General features: G+C 45.1%; 23 protein-coding genes and 1 tRNA gene. 5 read left to right on the top strand and 19 right to left on the bottom strand.

The genetic code is table 11. The features are described 5' to 3' along the window. Positions 1 to 8 precede the first annotated feature (8 nt). Positions 9 to 899: a formate dehydrogenase accessory sulfurtransferase FdhD gene (locus tag AACT42_RS07775; protein ID WP_094133610.1), complete on the bottom strand. Its 891-nt coding sequence runs from the start codon at positions 897 to 899 to the stop codon at positions 9 to 11. 585 nt (positions 900 to 1,484) lie between these two features. Between AACT42_RS07775 and AACT42_RS07780 the strand changes: the two genes are divergently transcribed. Beyond that, a tRNA-Ser gene (locus AACT42_RS07780) sits at positions 1,485 to 1,575 on the top strand. A 225-nt stretch (positions 1,576 to 1,800) separates the two neighbouring features. Beyond that, positions 1,801 to 2,028: a hypothetical protein gene (locus tag AACT42_RS07785; RefSeq protein WP_026028272.1), complete on the top strand. Its 228-nt coding sequence runs from the start codon at positions 1,801 to 1,803 to the stop codon at positions 2,026 to 2,028. Between the two features lie 74 nt (positions 2,029 to 2,102). On the opposite strand, the gene AACT42_RS07790 is transcribed toward AACT42_RS07785, so the two are convergent. Next, a complete protein-coding gene (locus AACT42_RS07790) occupies positions 2,103 to 4,055 on the bottom strand; it encodes a DNA topoisomerase III (RefSeq protein WP_094133611.1) in 1,953 nt (650 codons plus the stop codon). An 84-nt stretch (positions 4,056 to 4,139) separates the two neighbouring features. Then, positions 4,140 to 4,472, bottom strand: a complete 333-nt coding sequence (locus AACT42_RS07795; RefSeq protein WP_094133612.1) for a Grx4 family monothiol glutaredoxin — start codon at positions 4,470 to 4,472, stop codon at positions 4,140 to 4,142. A 241-nt stretch (positions 4,473 to 4,713) separates the two neighbouring features. On the opposite strand from AACT42_RS07795, the gene sodB reads away from it, so the two are divergent. The 3 genes from sodB to AACT42_RS07810 all read left to right on the top strand — a co-directional run bounded on the left by sodB (position 4,714) and on the right by AACT42_RS07810 (position 6,784). Next, positions 4,714 to 5,298 (top strand): superoxide dismutase [Fe], encoded by a 585-nt coding sequence (sodB, locus tag AACT42_RS07800; RefSeq protein WP_094133613.1) that lies wholly within the window; start codon positions 4,714 to 4,716, stop codon positions 5,296 to 5,298. A gap of 122 nt (positions 5,299 to 5,420) precedes the next feature. Then, entirely contained in the window at positions 5,421 to 5,924 is a 504-nt protein-coding gene (locus AACT42_RS07805; RefSeq protein ID WP_176429108.1) for a VC2046/SO_2500 family protein, read from the top strand. Between the two features lie 233 nt (positions 5,925 to 6,157). Further along, positions 6,158 to 6,784 carry an SDR family oxidoreductase gene (locus AACT42_RS07810; RefSeq protein ID WP_370685854.1) on the top strand — a complete coding sequence of 209 codons (627 nt, stop codon included), beginning with the start codon at positions 6,158 to 6,160 and terminating at the stop codon, positions 6,782 to 6,784. 33 nt (positions 6,785 to 6,817) lie between these two features. Here AACT42_RS07810 and AACT42_RS07815 read toward each other — a convergent pair whose 3' ends face one another. The 16 genes from AACT42_RS07815 to AACT42_RS07890 form a co-directional block, all read right to left on the bottom strand. Further along, complete coding sequence (locus tag AACT42_RS07815) at positions 6,818 to 7,582, bottom strand: MlaA family lipoprotein (RefSeq protein ID WP_013856383.1); 765 nt, start codon at positions 7,580 to 7,582, stop codon at positions 6,818 to 6,820. 69 nt (positions 7,583 to 7,651) lie between these two features. Then, the gene (gene ccmI / locus AACT42_RS07820) at positions 7,652 to 8,869 is read right to left on the bottom strand and encodes a c-type cytochrome biogenesis protein CcmI (RefSeq protein WP_094133615.1); all 1,218 of its coding nucleotides are present in this window, start codon (positions 8,867 to 8,869) and stop codon (positions 7,652 to 7,654) included. Continuing rightward, a complete protein-coding gene (locus tag AACT42_RS07825; protein WP_094133616.1) occupies positions 8,869 to 9,366 on the bottom strand; it encodes a cytochrome c-type biogenesis protein in 498 nt (165 codons plus the stop codon). Before AACT42_RS07825 ends, ccmI begins: the two co-directional genes overlap by 1 nt. Beyond that, positions 9,366 to 9,917 carry a DsbE family thiol:disulfide interchange protein gene (locus tag AACT42_RS07830; RefSeq protein ID WP_013856380.1) on the bottom strand — a complete coding sequence of 184 codons (552 nt, stop codon included), beginning with the start codon at positions 9,915 to 9,917 and terminating at the stop codon, positions 9,366 to 9,368. Before AACT42_RS07830 ends, AACT42_RS07825 begins: the two co-directional genes overlap by 1 nt. Continuing rightward, a complete protein-coding gene (locus AACT42_RS07835; RefSeq protein WP_017045241.1) occupies positions 9,918 to 11,873 on the bottom strand; it encodes a heme lyase CcmF/NrfE family subunit in 1,956 nt (651 codons plus the stop codon). It lies immediately after the preceding gene. After that, the gene (ccmE, locus tag AACT42_RS07840) at positions 11,870 to 12,355 is read right to left on the bottom strand and encodes a cytochrome c maturation protein CcmE (protein WP_013856378.1); all 486 of its coding nucleotides are present in this window, start codon (positions 12,353 to 12,355) and stop codon (positions 11,870 to 11,872) included. Before ccmE ends, AACT42_RS07835 begins: the two co-directional genes overlap by 4 nt. After that, on the bottom strand, positions 12,352 to 12,558 hold the full coding sequence (gene ccmD / locus AACT42_RS07845; RefSeq protein WP_013856377.1) for a heme exporter protein CcmD: 207 nt from the start codon (positions 12,556 to 12,558) through the stop codon (positions 12,352 to 12,354). Before ccmD ends, ccmE begins: the two co-directional genes overlap by 4 nt. Before the next feature lie 2 nt (positions 12,559 to 12,560). Beyond that, entirely contained in the window at positions 12,561 to 13,313 is a 753-nt protein-coding gene (locus AACT42_RS07850; RefSeq protein WP_019280903.1) for a heme ABC transporter permease, read from the bottom strand. A gap of 111 nt (positions 13,314 to 13,424) precedes the next feature. Beyond that, positions 13,425 to 14,093, bottom strand: coding sequence for a heme exporter protein CcmB (gene ccmB, locus AACT42_RS07855; RefSeq protein WP_013856375.1), 669 nt, complete (start codon positions 14,091 to 14,093; stop codon positions 13,425 to 13,427). Further along, positions 14,090 to 14,713, bottom strand: coding sequence for a cytochrome c biogenesis heme-transporting ATPase CcmA (gene ccmA / locus AACT42_RS07860; RefSeq protein ID WP_094133617.1), 624 nt, complete (start codon positions 14,711 to 14,713; stop codon positions 14,090 to 14,092). The genes ccmB and ccmA overlap by 4 nt, the downstream gene beginning before the upstream one ends. 211 nt (positions 14,714 to 14,924) lie before the next feature. Further along, on the bottom strand, positions 14,925 to 15,425 hold the full coding sequence (locus tag AACT42_RS07865) for a DUF2802 domain-containing protein (protein ID WP_202598892.1): 501 nt from the start codon (positions 15,423 to 15,425) through the stop codon (positions 14,925 to 14,927). Further along, positions 15,425 to 15,919: a chemotaxis protein CheW gene (locus AACT42_RS07870; protein WP_013856372.1), complete on the bottom strand. Its 495-nt coding sequence runs from the start codon at positions 15,917 to 15,919 to the stop codon at positions 15,425 to 15,427. Before AACT42_RS07870 ends, AACT42_RS07865 begins: the two co-directional genes overlap by 1 nt. Positions 15,920 to 15,959: 40 nt before the next feature. Further along, complete coding sequence (locus AACT42_RS07875; protein ID WP_017048525.1) at positions 15,960 to 16,949, bottom strand: chemotaxis protein CheW; 990 nt, start codon at positions 16,947 to 16,949, stop codon at positions 15,960 to 15,962. Further along, positions 16,939 to 17,715 carry a ParA family protein gene (locus tag AACT42_RS07880; protein ID WP_026027244.1) on the bottom strand — a complete coding sequence of 259 codons (777 nt, stop codon included), beginning with the start codon at positions 17,713 to 17,715 and terminating at the stop codon, positions 16,939 to 16,941. The genes AACT42_RS07875 and AACT42_RS07880 overlap by 11 nt, the downstream gene beginning before the upstream one ends. A 10-nt stretch (positions 17,716 to 17,725) precedes the next feature. Then, positions 17,726 to 18,841, bottom strand: coding sequence for a protein-glutamate methylesterase/protein-glutamine glutaminase (locus tag AACT42_RS07885; RefSeq protein ID WP_013856369.1), 1,116 nt, complete (start codon positions 18,839 to 18,841; stop codon positions 17,726 to 17,728). A 25-nt stretch (positions 18,842 to 18,866) separates the two neighbouring features. Then, positions 18,867 to 21,161, bottom strand: a complete 2,295-nt coding sequence (locus tag AACT42_RS07890; protein ID WP_094133618.1) for a chemotaxis protein CheA — start codon at positions 21,159 to 21,161, stop codon at positions 18,867 to 18,869. Between the last annotated feature and the right edge of the window lie 7 nt (positions 21,162 to 21,168).

Raw genomic sequence — 21,168 nt, forward strand, 5'->3', positions numbered from 1 at the left:
TCTTCTTCTCACTCTTTCACTGACTGCAAACGTGCATGACCATGGTATATATTGAACTGATTTTTTTTGATAAAACCAATCAGTGTCATATCAAACTGACGCGCCATATCGAGCGCTAAACGTGATGGCGCACCAACAGCCACCACCACTGAAATGCCAGCAATGGCCGCTTTTTGCATTAACTCAAAACTCACTCGGCCGCTAAGAATCAATACCCCTTGCGGGTGCCAACGTTGCTCACTCAAAATTCGACCAATCAACTTATCCACTGCGTTATGGCGACCCACATCTTCGGCAACGGCAATCAACTCGCCATTCACGAAGTAACCCGCACCATGCACCGCCCCCGTTTTTGCAAACAGTGGTTGATGAACAAGAAGCAGATTAGGAAGCGCAATAACAACATCAGAAGAGAGCCATTTCGGGCTATCATCAACACGAATTTCTCGCCTCAAACTCAAGGCTCGGATGGATGTCATACCGCAAATGCCACAGCTCGACTGGCTCATATAACGACGGGCCTGATGCTGAATCACATCAGTGCATGGATGATTGAGCGTGACCAACCAGTGATTCTGGCCATGGCGTGATTCGTCGTCAACCAATTCCATATTGAGTATATGGTCATATGAATCGATCACTTGCTGCGTGTAAAGTAAGCCACCGATGAGATGAGCATCGTCACCGGGCGTTCGCATTGTCATGCTCCACTCTTCGATATGCAGCTTGTTAGTAACCGTATCATTCCATTGCAAACTGATTTGTAAAGGCTCTTCAATAGCAAGAATATCGTATTCATTTTGAAACCCTATTTTGGAATCAAAACGTTGGCGATAAATGCGTTCAGTCCCCTCAGGTTGAGCATCATGAGGGTCATTGGTTGTCGTTTCTTCTAGCATGGTTCTTTTTATTGACTGATTTCAATCATCAGCATAGGTGAGTGCAAGATAAACTCCTGCAAACACTTTGTACTTAATGATTGGAAATGGGAGTAGTGCCTTAAACACAGGAAGCTGCAAATTACTCCTCACCTTGCGCAGGGTCAAGAAAGCCATCTTTTGGTTATGGTTCAGATTTAGTACCATTTCCCTGCCAGTTTTAGCTTGTTACCCGTCATTCCCAGAGGTTCGAGCATTATATGAGCATAAAAGCATAAAAAAGAAATAACATTCCATTTATGAAACTCCGGCAGCCTGATACGACAAGAGAGCATCAGGCTCTTGGTAAACCGTTGCTAATACATGACCGATTATCCCGCTTCAATACGACTTTCTGTATAAACATCGTAAGAATTCACCGTTAAGCCAGCAACCAAATCAAAAAGGCGCCATAACGAAGTACGCATTAATGTACATTTTTTCTCCAACAAGGCGCTAAGAATCAAGCCATTAGTGGAAAATCATCGTCAATTGTATACAAAACCAGCAAACGATCAGCTCAAGACTTTACAAAGTAAAATTGCCTCGCTATTATGCGCACCACACGGAGAGATGGCTGAGTGGTTTAAAGCACCGGTCTTGAAAACCGGCGATGGTTAATAGCTATCCTAGGGTTCAAATCCCTATCTCTCCGCCACTTTTAAGAAAAGCCGCTGTTTTTACAGCGGCTTTTTCGTATATGATTAACATCATTTTCTCATACTGATTTTTTATTCCACGCACCAGTTGCCATTCATTAGATAAGTACCCTCTCCATTCATTACATACCAAAGGTGTATTTTTTATAAACTGGCATCAAATATGCTTTCCATTATTCAACGGTTATGTCGTAATTAATGGCATGGTTAGAGAGGAGAAGTGTATGAGCCATCTCTATAAGATTGAATCCTACAGTGAAGAAGCGGTCAGCTCGATTGCCCAGTTTATCCGTTCTAAAGGTGGAAGATGCTGTATTGCTGGTTTTGCCGTGATAACAAGCCACCCTTTTCAAGAGCGCGAGGCGTGGCGTTTACTGCCACTTGTCGGCAAAGTGACTGACAATGTAACCGATTGGGATACCAGCCTTTTTTATCGAAAATGTGATAATTAGCTCGTCAGGCCGGTGAACATCTTACCTAATTCACTGGCCTCTGCTTACTTAGCGACCGATTCTTTGATGTCATTTTATTGAGCCGAATTACGTTGATAACGCGTGGTTTTGCTGGATTTACGTGTCTTTCGTTTGAATGCAGGGCGCTCCACTTTGGGCAATGAGCGAAGCGACTCTGGCACTGCGCCCGATTTCGCCTGTTCCATGATCTGAATAATGCGCTCTTGCAGCACTTGCATAAAGGGTTGATACGCTTGCCCACGTTCAGCCATCGCTTGCAATTGATGCTCCCAATGGGCGGTCATATCAGGATAAGTTGATTCATTTGGCAGCGCATGAATTAAACCCCTTCCCGCTGGCGAGCTTAGAATCAGCTTACCTTGACGTGTTAAGAGTTGCCGCTTGAATAAAGTGTCAAGGATCCCCGCTCGCGTCGCTTCCGTACCTAAACCATCGGTTTCACGTAAGATTTTTTTCAGCTCTTTATCTTCAACATAGCGAGCAATTCCCGTCATCGCTTGTAGCAAAGTCGCTTCAGTAAAATGACGAGGAGGCTCGGTTTTTCGATCGTGAATCTCCCCTTCTCGACACGTCAGCACCGTCCCTTTACTCAGTGGTGGAACGGCATCGACTCCGTTCTCTTCTTCATCGACTTTGCCTAACAAACTCTTCCAACCGGTGTCAACCAGTTGTCGCCCTGACGCAACAAAAAAGCCACCCGCAATATCAAACACCAGCTTGGCTTCCGCGTACACGGCAGCGGGATAAAATTGCATCAAGTATTGGCGCGCAATCAATTGGTATATTTTCATCTCATTTCCCGACAAGGCATTGACGGATGCCTGCTTTGGTGTGGGAATAATGGCATGGTGTGCGTCCACTTTCTTATCGTTCCATACTTTGGATTTAAGAGCTAAGTTTGCGCCACTGACCGCCGTTAACAACTCTTTGGCGTTGCACGCGATAGCTTGGGTTACTGACGAAGCTTGAGCGTAATGTTCTTGTGGTAAGTAACGACAATCTGAGCGCGGATAGGTGATTAATTTATGCTTCTCATACAGAGATTGGCAAGTATCTAACACTTGTTGGGCGCTCATTGCAAAGCGCTTCGCTGCATCAATTTGCAGTGCAGATAAGGAATAAGGTAACGGCGCGGCTTGCTTAGTTTGCTTTTGTTCGGCTTCAATCACTGTGGCGGGTTGCCCTGCGATGCGCTGTGCGACATTTTCCACCAACTTGCGGTTTAAGACTCGCCCTTCTTCATCTTGCCACGGCTGGCAAGCATCACTGGGTTTCCAGCGCGCACGGATATCAAACGCCACTTGATCAGTTTGATAAGGGATTAACGCATGTAATGTAAAATAGTCTCGCGGGATGAAGTTTTCTATCTCCTCATCCCGACGTACCACAAGCCCTAGAATAGGAGTTTGTACCCGTCCAACCGACAAGACACCTTGATAGCCCGCTTTCTGCCCCAGCAAAGTATAAGCCCGTGACATATTCATGCCATACAACCAATCGGCTCTTGAACGCGCGAGCGCTGAAACCGATAAAGGGATGAATTCGCGGTTACTGCGCATCTGTTTCAGTGCACGTTGCACGGCTGGAAGGTTTAAATCGCTGATCAGTAGCCGCAATGCTTGCTCTTTTTTACTTTGGCTTACTTTGCAATAATCAATCACTTCATCAACTAATAGTTGCCCTTCGCGATCCGGGTCTCCTGCATGGATAATTTGCGATGCTTCTTTCAAAAGCTGACGAATCACAGTCAACTGTTTGCTCGATGTTTTGCGCGGTCTAAGCTGCCACTGTGAAGGAATGATAGGTAAGTCGAGTAAATTCCACTTTTTATAGCGTTCATCATAAACATCCGGCTCAACTTGCTCGAGTAAATGCCCAATACACCAAGTAACGATGTCACCATTCGCACAACGAATGAAACCTTGATCTTTCTTGTGTGGTTTCGGCAGAGCATCGGCTATAGCGCGCCCTAAGCTGGGCTTTTCAGCAATGAATAAACGGGTCATAAACTCAAATCAACGCAAAAAAATAAGGCCACATTAACCAATGTGACCTTAATAAATCAAGAAAAACTGTTATTTTATACAGTATTACTCTTCATTGCCTGCACGTGCAGCGGCTTCTTTCACTAAAGGTTGCAGTTCGCCTTTTTGGAACATTTCGATAATGATGTCACAACCACCAATCAACTCACCTTCAATCCACAATTGTGGAAAAGTAGGCCACTGTGCGTATACAGGCAGCTCAGCGCGGATATCTGGGTTTTGCAGAATATCCACATAAGCAAATTTCTCACCGCAAGCCATCAAAGCCTGCGCAGCTTGAGAAGAGAATCCGCAACTTGGTAGCTTAGGAGAGCCTTTCATGTATAGCAGAATGGCATTTTCTTTAAGTTGCTGTTTAATTTTATCAATAGTTTCCATTGCTTCCTCTTAATGGGATAGTGCGGTTTGTTACTGACATTCTAAATCATTAATAGAGAATAAAAAGCACATATTATTTATGGATATCCTGCCTATACAACAATTTTCAATATTAGGACTTTTAATAAAGTAAAAACTTGCTAAAATACCTTCAAGTCAGTCGTATCGACGAATATCATTATAATATCTGGAAGCTACTGAAAGAGACTTTCACTCTTTCTACACAACGGAGAATCGAGCAATGTCATTCGAATTACCAGCTTTGCCTTACGCTAAAGACGCTCTAGAACCACACATTTCAGCCGAAACACTAGATTTCCACCACGGTAAGCACCACAACACTTACGTTGTGAAGCTTAACGGCCTTATTCCTGGCACTGAATTTGAAGGTAAATCTCTCGAAGAGATCATCAAGACTTCAACTGGTGGCGTGTTTAATAACGCAGCTCAAATTTGGAACCACACCTTCTATTGGCACTGCCTTGCACCAAATGCAGGTGGCGAACCAACAGGTGCCGTTGCAGACGCAATCAACGCCGCATTTGGTTCTTTTGAAGCTTTTAAAGCAAAATTCACTGACTCAGCGATCAATAACTTTGGTTCATCTTGGACTTGGTTGGTGAAAAATGCGGATGGCTCTTTAGAGATCATCAACACTTCAAATGCAGCCACACCACTGACTCACGAAGGTGTGACTCCGCTACTGACGGTTGATCTGTGGGAACACGCTTACTACATCGATCACCGTAACCTACGCCCTGACTACATGAATGGTTTCTGGGCACTGGTTAACTGGGCATTCGTTGCAGAAAACCTAGCAAAATAACCTTTTCCCCTTGGATTGGTATTTAGTCATATGAAAAGCCTGCTTTATCGCAGGCTTTTTTGTTATTTTATCTAAAGTTATCTGCTTTCTCGCCGCTAAAAGTGCATCGGTTGGAGAGGCAAATGCAAGTACATACATTAGATAAAGCCAGTATTATAAACGAGCTTCAATTTGGCTCGGGGCTAAGCCATGCTGTTCAGCAAGGACGCCGTGCGGACTTTGCACTCATACTGTCGATGTTTTCTAACGATGTACGCGACAACACTCCTGTTGAACGTATTGAAAACCCACCCACTAGCGATGAATTGTTACGTAAGCGATTTGAGCTTACGGATCCTCAAGCACTGCGTTCCGACCAAAGCTCTTACGTTGTTTCAGCAAAACAGGCCGAGCTTTTCCATCACGGAGGGCTCGCCAGTGCGAAACTCAGCCACTACTTGACTCCTGAAGTACTCGCCTATTTGCCTGAAGATACGCATGATTTACCCGAAGAGGTATATCTTAATCTGTCAGGACATGAGCGAAGGCATCTTGCCTCCCCCTCAAACGTTGAGCTCTTAGTTGCCGATCTGTCGGTTCAACTCACCGTTGCCCACCGGCGAGATCAGATCCGCACCCAAGTTTGATGTCTTGTATGTAACACAAAACGACATTCTCTAGATCAGAATGTGAGTATGACCAAAAAAAACACATACCACGCTCGCTTAGGCTGAGTAATTTGATGTTATTCACACCCTACCCACAGTTAATCAACCATCCTATTGAGACTAAATCCCGCTACAACAATAAAACAAACAATAGGGTGAGGCACCCAATGGATATAAAAAGTGCAATAATATTAATCACTTCAGCAAGTTCGATGCTTGGTAGCACGCTGGCCGTTCATTTCGCACATTTAGGTGCAAAAATTATTTTGTGTGACCAAGACAAATTTGGATTAATGGAAACCTTTGCTCGTTGCAAAGCGATCTCTCAGGATGTTCATTATTACCACACACCAGATTACTCTTTAGAAACGATCCATCGGCTGTTCGATTTTATTGATCAAACCTATCATGGGGCACCGGATGTGCTGGTCAATAATTGGCCAAATGCATCCCTCCCCCCCTTGATAGGTGAACAACGAGCTGAAGTCTTTCTTCAGAAGCTCGCCATGATGGCCTCAACTTTATTCACTTTTGGTCAAGCAAGTGCTGAGCGAATGCGTATTAACAACAAACCAGGTGTGATTGTGAACGTCATTTCTCAAAATGATGAGTATGACCTAGCGGGAATTGAAAATGCGAATTCTATGGTTTCTGGTTTCACGCAGAGTTGGGCAAAAGAACTAACCCCTTTCAACATAAGGGTCGGAGGCGTAGTGCCTAGCGCAAAAGGTGATGTAGATGAGAAGCCCCATTGGGCTGAGCTGCAAGATGAATTGATCCGCAATACGGAATACATCGTCGCTAACGAATACTTTAGCGGACGTGTGATGTCGGCCTAGCTAGCAGTACAAGGCCGACCTACATGGGTATGATTAAAACCCTTCTTCCAGATAATCGTCGAGATACTCTTCTTCCGATTCATCGTACGTTTGGGTATCAATTTCTGCTTTAAAATCTTGGCGTTGTAAATAAACATCGCGAGTTAATGAATATGGATCTGGGGAGTTTTCCAACGTCACTTCTTGGGGAACGAGCCTTGCTCGGGTCTCCAATCCTTCCAGAGCCCATTTACCTAGGCCAGCCCAGACATTGAGATAAGAAAGTGGTACATACAAGCCATCCACAACATCTGTGGTTTCTCGAATCGTGTAGGGCCCGTATCCAGGAATCATTAAATATGGACCATTACCAACACCATAATGGCCTACCGCATCACTAAACGCTTTTTCATTGTGTTTGGTGATGCCCGCTTCTGACGCAATATCAATCATCCCAAACAGGCCTAAGGTGCTATTAATCCAAAAGCGGTTAAAGTGGTCAACGGCTTTCGTACCATTACCCATCAATATGTTGTTGATAATGCTTGAAGGTTCATCAAGGTTTGACAGAACATTGGCGATCGTTTTTCTAATGGGGTGTGGAATGTAATCCACGTAGGCAATCGCAACAGGGCGAACCAAGTATGGATCGATATAATCGTAGTTGATTGTCCACATTGATCGGTTAAAAACCTCAAAAGGATCGCCCGACTGCGTTTGATTTGATTCGGCTGACGTTGAATCCGGAGCGCTTGCACACCCTGCTAGTACGAAAAGGAACAGCATAGGGCATATCAGTCGGGATAGGCGGCTTATCATTATTTATTTCCATGTATAAAGGCCGATGAGACATCGGCCTATCAATACGTTAATTGTATATAAGTGCTATTAATACTGCTTATTGATCACAACTTCAACAGGTTGACCGAGGCTCATGGGAGCACTTTCACCAAACCAATCACCTTGTTTGGTTGAAACATTGCCATCCGTATCCAAGCGTACTCGAACAATAAGCTGTGCAAGGTCGGATAACTTCCGCCCCTGAACCATGCTATTGCTATCATCTAACACAACCTTAATAGGGAATTGAGTCAGTGGATAACGCGCTGCGGCAACAGGCATAGGTGCACCATCAGAACTGTGCACAGAGACTATGAGTACTGCATTTTGTTCAAGAGTCACACCATCACCGAGTGAGATGGTGACAGGAACCATTTTCCCATCGATAGCTTTAGGCTGCATTTTGCTTTGTGCTCTTTCAATACTGCGCGAAAGCATCTCATAACGGCTATCTTCAGGGCCAATCATCTGCTGCATTAATCGCCAATACTTCATCGCCGCTGGGTAATCCTGGCGTTCAAACGCATCAAACGCAAGTAGTGAAAACACGCGTAGATCAACATAATCTTGTTGTACTAATGCCATTAAAATTTCACGTGCTTGATTTTGGTCAAGCTCATCTTGTGACAACATTAATGCTTGCGCATAGCCCAACTTCACATCTGCATCTTTTGGATCTAACGCATACGCTTTCTTCATTGAGCCAATCGATGTTTCTATATCTCTGTTAGCAAGTCCAATACGTCCAAGCAGCAACCACCCGGTCGCATCTTGAGGCTGATAATGCAGACGAGTGCGCAGCGCCAGTGTGAGATCATTCATCTCATCATCACTTAAGGCAGCACCTTCTGGTGACATCATTTTTTTTGAGAGTGCAGGTAAGTTAGCGTTCACTTGCTGCCACTGCTCTACTTGACTAGCCGCGCCAAATTTTAGGTAAAAGCCATAGCTTAAGATGACGACCAATAAAATCGAGGGGATCAAAACAACCATCGGTGACACATGTGAAGAATTTCCTTGCACCGATTGCGCAGGAATATCATCCAATAGCGACTGTTTCAGATCAGCAATCAGCTCTTGTTCGCTGTCAACCAACCCTTCTTGCGTCTCTTCGTGTAACTCTGCAAGGCGGTTTTTAAAGATCGCTTTGTTCAATTCGTCACGCAGCGCTGCATCGTTGTTCGCTCTGTTTTTGAGGATCGGCAGTGCAATGAAGACACAACCAAAGAAGGTCAGAATGAGGGTAGATAACCAAAAAAACGTCATTATTGTTTGTCTCCATGCTTCTCATCATCAACCGCGTCTTCGGCGAGCAACTGATTTAATCGCTCTTCCTTTTCGGCATCCCAAACTTCACCACTTTGAGCGATTGATGCTTTACGACGTTTGCTGCGTAATACAATAAAACCAAAACCCAGAAACACCACACTCAAAGGACCTAGCCATAAGATAGAAGTCGCCAAAGTCAACGGTGGATTATAGGTCACAAAGTTGCCGTAACGTGCAATCATGTAGTCAACAATGTCTTGTTCAGACTTACCTTGCTTGGTCATTTCATAGACTTTATTACGTAAGTCCTGTGCTAATGCTGCATTTGAGTCGGCAATAGTATTGTTTTGACACTTTGGACAACGCAATGTATTGCTCAACTCTTTGAATTGCTGCTCTTGCTGTGGATTATCAAACTCGTACACTTCAATTGCAGATTGCACAGAAAATACCAAAGCAAAGCTAGCAATGATCGATAATATAAAACGCTTCATTACTTCGCTTCCTCTAGAAGTTTCTGATACATAGGTTGCAAAGTTGTTTGCCAATTGGTTGGATTAACATCCCCCACATGGCGGTAACGAATAACGCCGTTGGCATCAATGAGAAAGGTTTCCGGCGCACCGTAAACGCCGAGATCTAACCCTAGCATACCATTACCATCGAACAGGCTGATCAAGTAAGGATTACCTAGCTCATTTAACCATTGAACCGCTTTATCTCGTTGATCTTTATAATTTAAACCTATAATTTTTACACCATCACCCGCCAACCGATTGAGATATTGATGTTCGGCATAGCAGGTCGGGCACCAAGTTGCCCAGACGTTCAGCAGCAAAGGCTCCCCTTTAAATATCGCTTGGTCATACAGCTTGCCGGGTTCGGCTAAATCTTCCAAACGAAATTCAGGCACAGACTTACCAATCAGAACCGACTCCAATTTTGTGGGATCATCACCTTCGGTATTTTTGACCAACTGAGTAACAAACACGGCAACTAGACCAAGAAAAGCCACCAATGGAATAAATAGAATTTTCTTGTTCATCTACGCCTCCTGTTGGGAGCTTTTTCTAAAGCGGTAGCGTTTGTCACTGATGGCTAACGCACCACCTAATGACATCAATAAAGCACCAGCCCAGATCCAACGTACAAATGGTTTGTAATAAATTCGGATCGCCCATGAACGACCATCTTCTAATCGCTCACCCATTGCAATGTACAAATCGCGAGTGATGCCACGATCGATGGCCGCTTCAGTCATCATTGACTTGGCAGTACGATAAAAGCGTTTTTCCGCATGGAGTGTATTCACGTATTGCCCATCCTGCGTAATTTCAAAATCGGCAATATAACCATCATAGTTCGGGCCATCTTTATCTCTTAACCCTTTGAAATAAAAGTTATATTGTTGGATTTCAAAAGATTCCCCAGGTGCTAGACGAACATCACGCTCGATACTGTAGTTTTGCACCATCGCAATACCAATCACAGTAACGGCAAGACCAACATGGCCTAACATCATGGCCCAGTGGCTACGTTGTAGTTTAGTCACCCCTATCATGAAGCTATGACGATGTGTCGCACGTTGGTGCAACTCGACAACGTGTAGCAAGATGATCCAAAACGCCATGACCCAGCCGATAAATGCCATCAAGCTAAAGCGTTCAGCTAGCAGGTACACCATAACCGCCGAAAGAATCAACGCCATCAGGCCACAAATCAACATCGGTTTCAAAAGCTTGGAAAAATTATCGCGCTTCCAACGGATCAGTGGACCGATCCCCAGCAAAAATGCAAATGGCACCATTAGCCATGCAAACAGCATGTTGAAGAAAGGCGCTCCTATTGATACGGAACCAAGGCCAATCTGCTTGTGGATTAAAGGTAACAAGGTGCCAACCAACACCACCACCAATGCCGCGATTAATAAGATGTTGTTGGAGAGCAGCGCATTTTCACGCGAGATCAATTCAGCATTGCCACGGACGCGCACTGCCGCACCTTTAACGGCAAACAATAGCAGTGAGCCACCGATGACAAACACCAAAAACCCAAGGATAAACAGGCCACGAGCGGGATCGGATGCAAATGCGTGTACCGAAACCAAAATACCAGATCGCACTAAGAATGTGCCCAGTAAACTGAGCGAAAATGCTGAAATTGCCAGTAACACTGTCCAAGCTTTGAATGTGCCACGTTTTTCTGTCACAGCCAGTGAGTGCATCAATGCCGTTCCCGCAAGCCATGGCATAAACGACGCGTTTTCTACTGGATCCCAGAACCACCAGCCACCCCAGCCAAGTTCGTAGTAAGCCCACCACGAACCTAGCGCGATGCCTAATGTCAAAAATAACCACGCCGCAGTTGTCCAAGGACGAGACCAACGGGCCCATGCAGTATCCAAACGCCCGGTCATCAAAGAGGCTATTGCAAATGAGAATGCGACTGAAAAACCGACATATCCCATGTATAACATGGGTGGGTGAATGATTAGCCCAGGATCTTGTAGCAACGGGTTTAAGTCACGACCATCAATTGGGAAATAGGGTAAGGTGCGTAAAAATGGATTCGAAGTCACGATGACAAACAGCAAGAATCCAACGCTGATCAGCCCCATAACGGATAAGACTCGCGCCACAGATTCTTGAGGCATACCACGGCTAAAGGTAGCCACCGCCACAGTCCATCCCGCTTGAATTAAAACCCACAGCAATAATGAACCTTCATGCGCCCCCCACACCGCTGTTAGACGGTAATACCAGGGTAATTGACTATTCGAATTACTCGCCACGTATTGTACCGTGAAGTCATTGACATAAAATGCCCATAGCAAAATGCTAAATGAGACCAATAGCAATGAAAACATTCCCCATGCTAATGGTCGCGCAGTATTCATCAGCATGGTATTGTTTTTAGAAGCACCAACAAGTGGAAGTAAGCTGAGTAATATGGCAAGCCCAAGTGAAACAATAAGGGCAAAATGTCCTATTTCAACAATCATTGAGCACTTCCTTGTTTTTGTTCCGAGCTATAGGTTAACGGCTCATGCGTTTTCTTCATTGCTTCAGCAATTTCCGGTGGCATATAGTTTTCATCATGCTTGGCTAGCACTTCAAACGCTTCCACTGTGGTGGCATCTTTCAATACGCCTTGCGCAACAATACCCTGACCTTCTCTAAACAAGTCGGGTAAGATGCCTTCATATTCGACCGTCACATTTGGACCAACATCGTGGAGCTGAAATCTTACTTTTAGTGAACCCGGATCTCTTTTCACAGAGCCCACCACCACCATGCCGCCAATGCGTAGTCGTTGACCAACTTCTGGCTTTGTCCCATCGGGTTTACCGTGTACAAGCTCGGTCGGCGTATAGAAAAGGTCCATATTTTGATTGAGTGCATACAACATCAAACCAATGGTGGCACCAGCCCCAATAATCAATGCCAAAATAATGGTGAGTCTTTTTTTACGTCTTGGGGTCATAAGGTGTTCTCCATATGCTTTGCAGCATCAATTCTGGCTTGGCGTTCAACCTTTGCTTGCACATCTTGCAACAAGGTTTTGCCACGCTTGATGCTGAGCATCAGTAAAATAAACATGGATAAAAAGGTAATGCCAAATGCACTCCATACATAGGCGGAGTAACCGCCCATCGCCAAGAAATCACTCAAAGAGTCAAAATGCATGATCAGTTACCTTTCTGTGTTTGAAGGGTTGCCAATTCGATAACCCAAGGGCGATGGCTCTCTTTACTGATAATTTCATTGCGTAAGCGGACCATAGTGACCGCAGCAAAAAAGAAAGCAAAACCAAAAATATTGAGCAGCAATGGCCACAACATGTCACTGGATATGGAAGGCTTTTCAAATTTAGTAATCGTGGCACCTTGATGCAGGGTATTCCACCACTCAACGGAGAAATGAATGATAGGTAGATTGATCACACCAACGATGGCCAGCAGACCTGCGGCTTTTGCGGCTGTTTTTTGATCATCGAAAGCGTGGTAAAGCGCAATCACTCCCAAATAGAGAAACAGTAAAATGAGCTCAGACGTCAGACGAGCATCCCATACCCACCAAGTTCCCCACATCGGTTTACCCCAAATGGCTCCAGTAATTAACGCAATAAACGTAAATACCGCACCGATGGGCGCCATTGCAGCAGCGGCCATGTCTGACAGTTTTAATTGCCAAACTAGACCAATGAAAGCCGCAATCGCCATCGACATATAAATGCCCATTGACCAAATGGCAGAAGGGACATGAATGTAAATGATTCTGAAGCTGTCGCCTTGTTGATAGTCTGCCGGAGCATAAGCTAAACCAAGGATATTACCGACTACCAGGCATAAGATAGCGAGCCCTGCAAACCAAGGCAGGAACTTTCCACATAGCCGATAGGCGGATTCAGGCTTTGCATAGGGATGGAGCCATTTCCACATTGTATTGTCTCACTCTTACTTCATTGCTTCTGAGCATGTGTCTGCTCAGTTTATTGTGTTGTTGATACGCAACGCTCAAATGCATTGCTGAAAATATCGTTCGTACTTAATTTAGTTAACGCTGACTCTCAATGCTGCGCTAATAGCAAATGGAGTTAATGTTATCGCGCCCATAAACATTGCCCCCAAAACAGCCAATTGACCGTTGTAGAGCATGCCAAGCGATGCTGCATCAATAGCTGATGTAGCGAAGATTAAAATCGGGATATACAAGGGTAAGACCAGTAGGCTCAGCAACACGCCACCTTTTTGCAAGCCTACGGTCAATGCAACACCAATAGCACCGATAAAACTCAACGTTGGCGTACCAATGAACAAAGTCAATACAACTGCAAGCCACGTATTAAAATCTAATGACAATAATACGGCTAACAATGGGCTAATTAAAATTAAAGGCAGTCCAGTCAATAACCAATGAGCCACGACTTTTGAAATAACGACTATGGGTAATGGCACTGGGATCAGCATCATTTGTTCAAGCGACCCGTCTTGAAAATCATCGCGAAACAGACGCTCAAGTGATAGTAGCGCCGACAGTAACGCCGCAACCCAAACAATACCTGCGGCGATACGGGCGAGCAAAGCAGGCTCTGGGCCGATACTCAGCGGGAATAGGGTGATCACTATGATAAAAAACCACAGTGGATTAAAAATATCGGCTTGACGTCGAAAGGCGATCAATAATTCACGACGGATGATCATCCCCATGGTCACGATCATGACTCATGCCCTAATTTAATTTTTCGCAATTGCGGATAGTGAGCAAACATATCTTGGTGTGTGGTCAATACAACAATGCCACCTTGTTGCGCATGCGCTAGAAATAAGGCTTCCAACACTTTGACACCTTGCTTATCAATCGCAGTTAACGGTTCATCTAAAATCCACAACTTTTGTTGACTGAGCCACAAACGAGCCAGCGCAACTCGGCGCTGTTGTCCGGCAGAAAGCTGGCCTGCAGCCACGTCTTCCCGGCCAGCTAAACCCACTTTAGCCAAGGCTTGATATATCTCTTGAGAAGACGATTCTGCATTATGCACTGATTGATAAAAATGAAGATTCTCGAATGCCGTCAAATCGCGCTTAACCCCAGTTTGATGACCAAGAAACAGTAAATCTTGGTGGTAATCATCACGATTAGACTCAATATTCATGCCATTCCACAAAATAGAACCATCCTCTCTATCACCTAACCCGGCAATAATTCGTAGTAAGGTCGTTTTACCTGTGCCGTTCCGTCCTTCAATCTGCACCAATTCGCCAGCATGAATCACAAAGCTAAGTGCTTCAAACAGAACTCTTTCATCACGAATTGCGGTCAGGTTATTTACTTCAAGCATGTGCATCTAAATCGAGAAATTTGAGCCGCTATATTAGCACACCACACCTAAGACAAAACATAATAAGACTATTACCAGTCACGAAACTAGGTAAGAAACTGTTAATTTTTAATTATTTTCTGTCTCATTTACTACTTTATGGCTACATTTAGCCACATCCAAAACTAGAGAGGGAAGCCATTGGCTTCCCTCTCTAGTTTTGCTCTTTCGACTATTTTTTGGCAGGTCGCCTCGTACTTTGCACCGGCTCGCGACCTTCCGGGTGACTACTCAGTGGCGGGATGCTTTCATGCCCTGCAATTTTCTTCTGCAAGGACATCATCAACTCAGCTTCAGCTTTAGGTAGCTCACACTCTTTAATAAGCTCATTGATGTCAGCACCGAGTTGGACCATTTTTGTCGCTCGGCTGTATAAACGCCCATCCGTATCAACATGTTCCAATTCAGTAATTCGCTCGTTTAAATGCTGGATGAGATCCTGCTGATCCGTCACTTTTTGGCCAAGACCAATAGCAACTGAGCGTATTTCCAACAGCTGTCTATTCGCCTTTTGCAACTCCTTATCTAACGATCGGGCTTGTTGTCTTTGGTGATCAATCTGTTGGGCAAGCCCCTGACGTACACGAAGTAACACCAGCAACAAAAATACAACAACAAAAACCGCGCTCCCTATAAGAATAACAGGAGCACTGAACAACATAGCTTCGCTCATTATAGGTGGACCATCTCGTCCCACTCGTCTTCAGTTAGCAGTTTATTCAGGTCAACAAGGATCAATAGCTTACCGTCACGGTTGCTCACGCCTTGGATAAACTTAGCGCTCTCATCGGTACCAACACTTGGTGTAGTATCGATTTCAGAAGAACGTAGGTAAACTACTTCCGCAACGCTATCGACTAAAATACCAATCACTTGGCGCTCAGATTCAATCACAATAATGCGTGTATTATCCGTGATTTCACCTTGCATTAAGCCAAAACGAGATCGTGTATCAATGACGGTCACAACATTACCACGTAGGTTAATGATGCCAAGAACATAATCAGGAGCACCTGGTACCGGTGCAATTTCTGTATAGCGGAGTACTTCACGTACCTGCATTACATTAATTCCGTATGTTTCTTCTTCTAGTTGGAACGTCACCCACTGAAGCACTTCGTCGTTAGACTTGTCTTTTCTTACTTCTACTTCGTTAGTCTGAGACATACCTTTTCCTCTCTAAGTCGATTCCGACATCAATGTATTATTATTTCTCTAGTGCTTTTACATCAAGCCCTGCATTAAGCATAGCTATCAATGCTTCAACATGGATCAAAGCACACATTTTTTCTTTTACCATTCCAGCAAGCCACGGCCTTTTGCCTGCCTGTTCTCGCCAGCGGACCTTCTCTGAGCTTAGCAATTCTGTACCCATAAGCTGAGTACTTGCTAACCCCCACATACTGTCACCAAGCATGACGATGTATTGATAACCTTCTTTGTAGCTATCATCATGGAGCTTTTCTGCCATTACCCATTTTGCCGTATCGACAACATCTAGCTGATTGTCTTTATTCGTTTGCAGTCCAAGGTACCAAGCAGGTCGACCGATTAAATGATTGAGCGTTGCCATACGGTGGATCCCCCCAAGTTCATCAAGAGGCACCGCAAACGTCACGCCATTCACTTCAAAATAGAGCACTTGAAAATCTCGTGTTCTCGCAGTGCTTTGCCATGTACCAATTCCAGAGTAGCCCGCTTGCGTTTCAAGTTCGACTTCAGCCGTCGGTTGCTCAACCACTTCCACGTCAACAGCAAATTCTTCAACAGTGTCTGCCGCAGTCAGAATTTCAACTTCAGGTTCTGTTTCCAAAGTATCGGCGGGAATATCCCATTCTTGGATCTCTTCAACAATTTCAGCCACTGGTTGAGTTTTTAAAGCGATCTGAACGGTGTTTTGCTCCATGATCTCTTCCAGCTCTAACTCTGCCACTGGATTACTTGATTCTAGCTGGCTTAATAAGCGCTGCACATCATCTAAATTCGGCAGCTCAAACTCAACCACTTCAGCATGGTAATAACTTTTTTCCGGTACAGATTGCACCGATGTCGAAAGCGCTAACTCAGGTTCAGCAAGGGACAATTCTTTTTGCTCTTCCGCTTTCAGCTCAAGTTCAATCGCTTCTTCATCTAGTAACGCTGTAAAGTAGTCATCGAGTGCTTGTTCACTGGATAAAAATGGCCCACTACTCATCAATAGCTAGCCTCTCTAAATAAATCAGCAACTGTTTATAAGCAAAAACACCACGGCTACCTTCAGCAAAATGAGAAGCAGGCAAGCGCTTTAAACTCGCATCACGAAACTTGGTGTCTATAGGTACAGCAGAGCTCCAAACTTGCTCTGGGTAATCTTTTTTAAGTTGATTCAGCGTTTGCAAAGAAGCCCGGGTTCGCTTGTCGTACATAGTCGGTACGATAGTCACTTTAAACGATCGACTACGAGATTTTTGCATGATGGCTAAGGTGCGAATCATCCTTTCGAGCCCTTTCATAGCCAGAAACTCAGTCTGCACTGGAATTAAGATACGATCGCTGGCGGCCAATGCATTAACCATCATTACCCCTAAAATTGGAGGACAGTCGATCAATACGTAGTCATAATTATGGCGCAATGCAAGAAGCGCACGTTTCAAAATCAGCCCCATTCCACTGCGGTTGCCCATGACTCTATCTAAAGTGGCTAGAGACATATGGGCAGGGATGAGATCAATGCCTTCAACATCGGTTTTTAGGATAAGAGGGGTAACGCTTTGCTCTGTTAACTCACGTTGCTGAAATAGGTCAAACAGGCTGACGGGCACGCCATCAGAATCATAACCTAAGTATGTAGTAAGCGAGGCGTGAGGGTCAGTATCGACCAACAGCACTCTTTTGCCTTGCTGACTTAGCAAACCGGCAAGCGTAATCGTTGTGGTTGTTTTACCCACACCGCCTTTTTGGTTTGCAATACTCCATACAATCATTGAACTTCCTTTATGCGAGGCCAACTTCAACTAACATTCGTTCTGATATACGCTCTAACGGTAAATCTTCAGACGAGATCCCCGCTTTTGCGACAGCTTGCGGCATGCCATACACCACGCAACTTTCTTCATCCTGAGCCCAAATGGTTGCCCCTGCGGCTTGTAACATTCGAGCCCCTTCACGACCATCGGCTCCCATACCAGTCAATATCATTGATAGCACTTTATCTGCATAGATCTTCGCCGCAGAACCGAATGTTATATCAACACACGGCTTATAGTTCATACGTTCGCCACCATCGATAATGCGCAATTTAGCACTACCCGGACGGCCCTCAATCATCATCTGTTTACCACCCGGAGCCAAATAGGCAACACCTGGGCGCAATGCATCACCATCTTCTGCTTCTTTCACTTCAATTTTACACAGTGAGTTGAGCCGGTTTGCAAATGCAGCAGTGAAGGTGGCAGGCATGTGTTGAATGAGTACGATCGGATGCGGATAATTCGCAGGTAACTTCGTCAATATTTTTTGTAACGCAACCGGGCCCCCTGTAGAGGTACCGATAGCGGTCAACTGATATTTTTTACCTGTAGCTTTAAAGCGAGCCAATGTGCCCATTGATTTCGGCGCAGGGGAACTCGCCGTTGTAGCCGCTGTTCTATTGGCAAACGGCGACGATGTGCTCGGCGCTGGGCGTGAAACCAAAGGTCTTCTCAGCATCCCTTTTTTCGACGCGATTTGAATAACCCGTTGTTGTAATAAAGCGACTGCCTCATCACGGTTACGGGCAATATCTTCAAATTTTTTCGGTAAGAAATCTAACGCTCCAGCATCTAAAGCATCTAGCGTTGCTTTGGCACCATCATGAGTCAGCGATGAGAACATCAAGATCGGGATCGGGTTCGCAGCCATAATTTCACGGACAGCAGTAATGCCATCCATAACTGGCATCTCAATATCCATTGTGATGACATCAGGCTTTAAGATTCTCGCTTTTTCTACGGCTTCTTTACCGTTAGTTGCAACATCAATCACTTCTAGACGGGTGTCAGAGTTAATAATTTCACTCACACGCCGTCTAAAAAAGCTCGAATCATCAACGACTAATACTCTAATCGCCATGGGTGTCCTTATATTGTGTGCTCATTTAAATGCGGGAAGCAGCAGCATACTGCTTAAGCAAATCTGGCACATCTAGTATTAGTGCAATATGTCCATCGCTGGTAATCGTTGCCCCAGCCATACCCGGTGTTTTTTGAAGAAGCTTATCTAGTGGTTTGATTACCACTTCTTCTTGGCCAATTAAGGTATCAACCACAAAACCAACTCGCTGGCTACCAATCTGAACAATAACAACATGTCCATGACCTTTACGCAGTTCTATTTTACCTGCTTTAGGGGCTAGCCAATTCTGTAAGTAGAAGAGTGGTATCGATTTTTTACGTACTATGATGGTCAATTGTCCATCAACGACGTTCGTCCGGCTAAGATCAAGATGGAAGATTTCATTCACGCTCGCAAGCGGTAGAGCAAATGGATGCCCTGCGACCCCAACCATCAATGTCGGTAAGATAGCGAGTGTTAGCGGCACTTTGATCGTAATCTTAGTCCCTTTTCCCATCTCAGAATCGATGTCAATTGAACCATTGAGTGTATTGATGGCTGTTTTTACAACATCCATCCCAACACCACGACCAGAAATGTCTGAAATTTGCTCTTTACTGGAGAATCCCGCCATAAAGATTAAGTTAAAACACTCTTTATTGGAGAGACGCGACGCCGCATCTTCATCCATCATGCCTCGTTTAACCGCAATACTACGCAGCTTATCTGGGTCCATACCGCCGCCATCATCGACGATAGCTAGCTCAATATGATCACCTTCTTGCGAAGCTGAGAGTATGATTTTACCCGTGCTTGGCTTTCCAGATTTGCTACGCACATCAGGCATTTCAATGCCGTGGTCAACTGAGTTACGCACTAAGTGGATCAATGGGTCTGCAAGCGCTTCGACCAAGTTTTTATCAAGGTCTGTTTCTTCGCCGCGCATTTCAAGCACGATATCTTTTTTCAGGGTACGTGCAAGGTCTCGAACCACGCGAGGGAAGCGGCCGAACACTTTCTTAATCGGTTGCATGCGCGTTTTCATGACAGCGCCTTGCAAATCCGCGGTAACTACATCAAGGTTAGCCACCGCTTTTGCCATCTCTTCGTCGTTGCTATTAAGCCCTAAACTCAGCAAGCGGTTACGCACTAGCACCAATTCGCCAATCATGTTCATAATGATGTCGAGCGTTGATGTATCAACACGGACTGTTGTTTCCGGCTGAGTTTGCGCTTTTTTAGCCACAGCAGGTGCTGATACTTCTTTTTTCTCAGCCACTGCAACCGGAGCTTTCGCCGGGGAAGAGGTGGCTGGAGCCGTTACTTTAGGCTGAGGAGCAGGTGTAGGTTTCGCCGCTTCAGCTTTCGGTTTTGCGGTCTCTGTTGGTTTTACAGGCTCTGCTGGCTTCACATTTTCAGAAGCAGGTCTGGTTGCCATTTCCAACTCTTCTGGCAATGGTCCTTTTCCTGAACCATGCAGTTCGTCAAGAAGCTTTTCAAACTCCTCGTCCGTCATCAAATCATCGCCACCACCAGCAGAAGCTTTAGGTGCCGCTGTTGATTTAGGCGGAGTAGTTGTTTTCGCTGTAACCTCAGGAGCGGGTTCAACGGTTGGAGCTTTGCCTACGCCGTGCAGTTCATCAAGCAGCTTTTCAAATTCATCATCCGTAATATCGCCACTAGTAGCCACTGATGCACTTGGGGCTTTAGGCGCTGGGGCAGCCGGTGCGGCATTTTCCGAATGAGCATTAGGCGCGGTGCCCTTACCATGTAATTCGTCTAACAGTTTTTCAAATTCATCTTGCGTGATTTCATCGATAGAATTTGACGTGACAGCCTTTGAGGCCACTGGTTGAATGACTTCCGGTTCAGGCGCTTCGATAGCGGCCTCTTCCTCGACTTCAACTTCAGCAATAACAGGCTCCACTTCGTCAATTTCATCTTCAGAAGCAGGACGACACAATTTATGAAGTTCATCGAGTAGAGCGGGATCTGCAGGCTCTAAGGGTTCTTGATCTTGAACAGCGCGAAACTGTGCGTTAACGGTGTCTAAAGCTCGTAACATCGTATCCATCAAGCTCGATGTTACACTTCTTTGGCCATTGCGTAAGATATCAAATACGTTCTCGGCACCGTGGCACGTCTCAACCAGCTCGGTGAGGGCAAGAAACCCGGCCCCACCTTTAACGGTATGGAAACCGCGGAAAATCGCATTTAATAACTCCCTGTCTTCGGGGTTGTTCTCAAGTTCAACCAATTGCTCTGAGAGCAATTCGAGAATTTCACCTGCTTCAACCAAAAAGTCCTGAAGAATGTCGTCGTCTAATTCGTAGCTCATACGTTAC

Source organism: Vibrio sp. V15_P4S5T153, from assembly GCF_963874485.1.
Taxonomy (GTDB): domain Bacteria; phylum Pseudomonadota; class Gammaproteobacteria; order Enterobacterales; family Vibrionaceae; genus Vibrio; species Vibrio anguillarum.

Excerpts from the sequence above, each read along its gene's own strand:
- AACT42_RS07775 (WP_094133610.1), bottom strand. The coding sequence starts at position 899 with ATGCTAGAAGAAACGACAACCAATGACCCTCATGATGCTCAACCTGAG.
- AACT42_RS07785 (WP_026028272.1), top strand. The coding sequence starts at position 1,801 with ATGAGCCATCTCTATAAGATTGAATCCTACAGTGAAGAAGCGGTCAGC.
- AACT42_RS07790 (WP_094133611.1), bottom strand. The coding sequence starts at position 4,055 with ATGACCCGTTTATTCATTGCTGAAAAGCCCAGCTTAGGGCGCGCTATA.
- AACT42_RS07795 (WP_094133612.1), bottom strand. The coding sequence starts at position 4,472 with ATGGAAACTATTGATAAAATTAAACAGCAACTTAAAGAAAATGCCATT.
- sodB (WP_094133613.1), top strand. The coding sequence starts at position 4,714 with ATGTCATTCGAATTACCAGCTTTGCCTTACGCTAAAGACGCTCTAGAA.
- AACT42_RS07805 (WP_176429108.1), top strand. The coding sequence starts at position 5,421 with ATGCAAGTACATACATTAGATAAAGCCAGTATTATAAACGAGCTTCAA.
- AACT42_RS07810 (WP_370685854.1), top strand. The coding sequence starts at position 6,158 with ATGCTTGGTAGCACGCTGGCCGTTCATTTCGCACATTTAGGTGCAAAA.
- AACT42_RS07815 (WP_013856383.1), bottom strand. The coding sequence starts at position 7,582 with ATGATAAGCCGCCTATCCCGACTGATATGCCCTATGCTGTTCCTTTTC.
- ccmI (WP_094133615.1), bottom strand. The coding sequence starts at position 8,869 with ATGACGTTTTTTTGGTTATCTACCCTCATTCTGACCTTCTTTGGTTGT.
- AACT42_RS07825 (WP_094133616.1), bottom strand. The coding sequence starts at position 9,366 with ATGAAGCGTTTTATATTATCGATCATTGCTAGCTTTGCTTTGGTATTT.
- AACT42_RS07830 (WP_013856380.1), bottom strand. The coding sequence starts at position 9,917 with ATGAACAAGAAAATTCTATTTATTCCATTGGTGGCTTTTCTTGGTCTA.
- AACT42_RS07835 (WP_017045241.1), bottom strand. The coding sequence starts at position 11,873 with ATGATTGTTGAAATAGGACATTTTGCCCTTATTGTTTCACTTGGGCTT.
- ccmE (WP_013856378.1), bottom strand. The coding sequence starts at position 12,355 with ATGACCCCAAGACGTAAAAAAAGACTCACCATTATTTTGGCATTGATT.
- ccmD (WP_013856377.1), bottom strand. The coding sequence starts at position 12,558 with ATGCATTTTGACTCTTTGAGTGATTTCTTGGCGATGGGCGGTTACTCC.
- AACT42_RS07850 (WP_019280903.1), bottom strand. The coding sequence starts at position 13,313 with ATGTGGAAATGGCTCCATCCCTATGCAAAGCCTGAATCCGCCTATCGG.
- ccmB (WP_013856375.1), bottom strand. The coding sequence starts at position 14,093 with ATGATCGTGACCATGGGGATGATCATCCGTCGTGAATTATTGATCGCC.
- ccmA (WP_094133617.1), bottom strand. The coding sequence starts at position 14,713 with ATGCTTGAAGTAAATAACCTGACCGCAATTCGTGATGAAAGAGTTCTG.
- AACT42_RS07865 (WP_202598892.1), bottom strand. The coding sequence starts at position 15,425 with ATGAGCGAAGCTATGTTGTTCAGTGCTCCTGTTATTCTTATAGGGAGC.
- AACT42_RS07870 (WP_013856372.1), bottom strand. The coding sequence starts at position 15,919 with ATGTCTCAGACTAACGAAGTAGAAGTAAGAAAAGACAAGTCTAACGAC.
- AACT42_RS07880 (WP_026027244.1), bottom strand. The coding sequence starts at position 17,715 with ATGATTGTATGGAGTATTGCAAACCAAAAAGGCGGTGTGGGTAAAACA.
- AACT42_RS07885 (WP_013856369.1), bottom strand. The coding sequence starts at position 18,841 with ATGGCGATTAGAGTATTAGTCGTTGATGATTCGAGCTTTTTTAGACGG.
- AACT42_RS07890 (WP_094133618.1), bottom strand. The coding sequence starts at position 21,161 with ATGAGCTACGAATTAGACGACGACATTCTTCAGGACTTTTTGGTTGAA.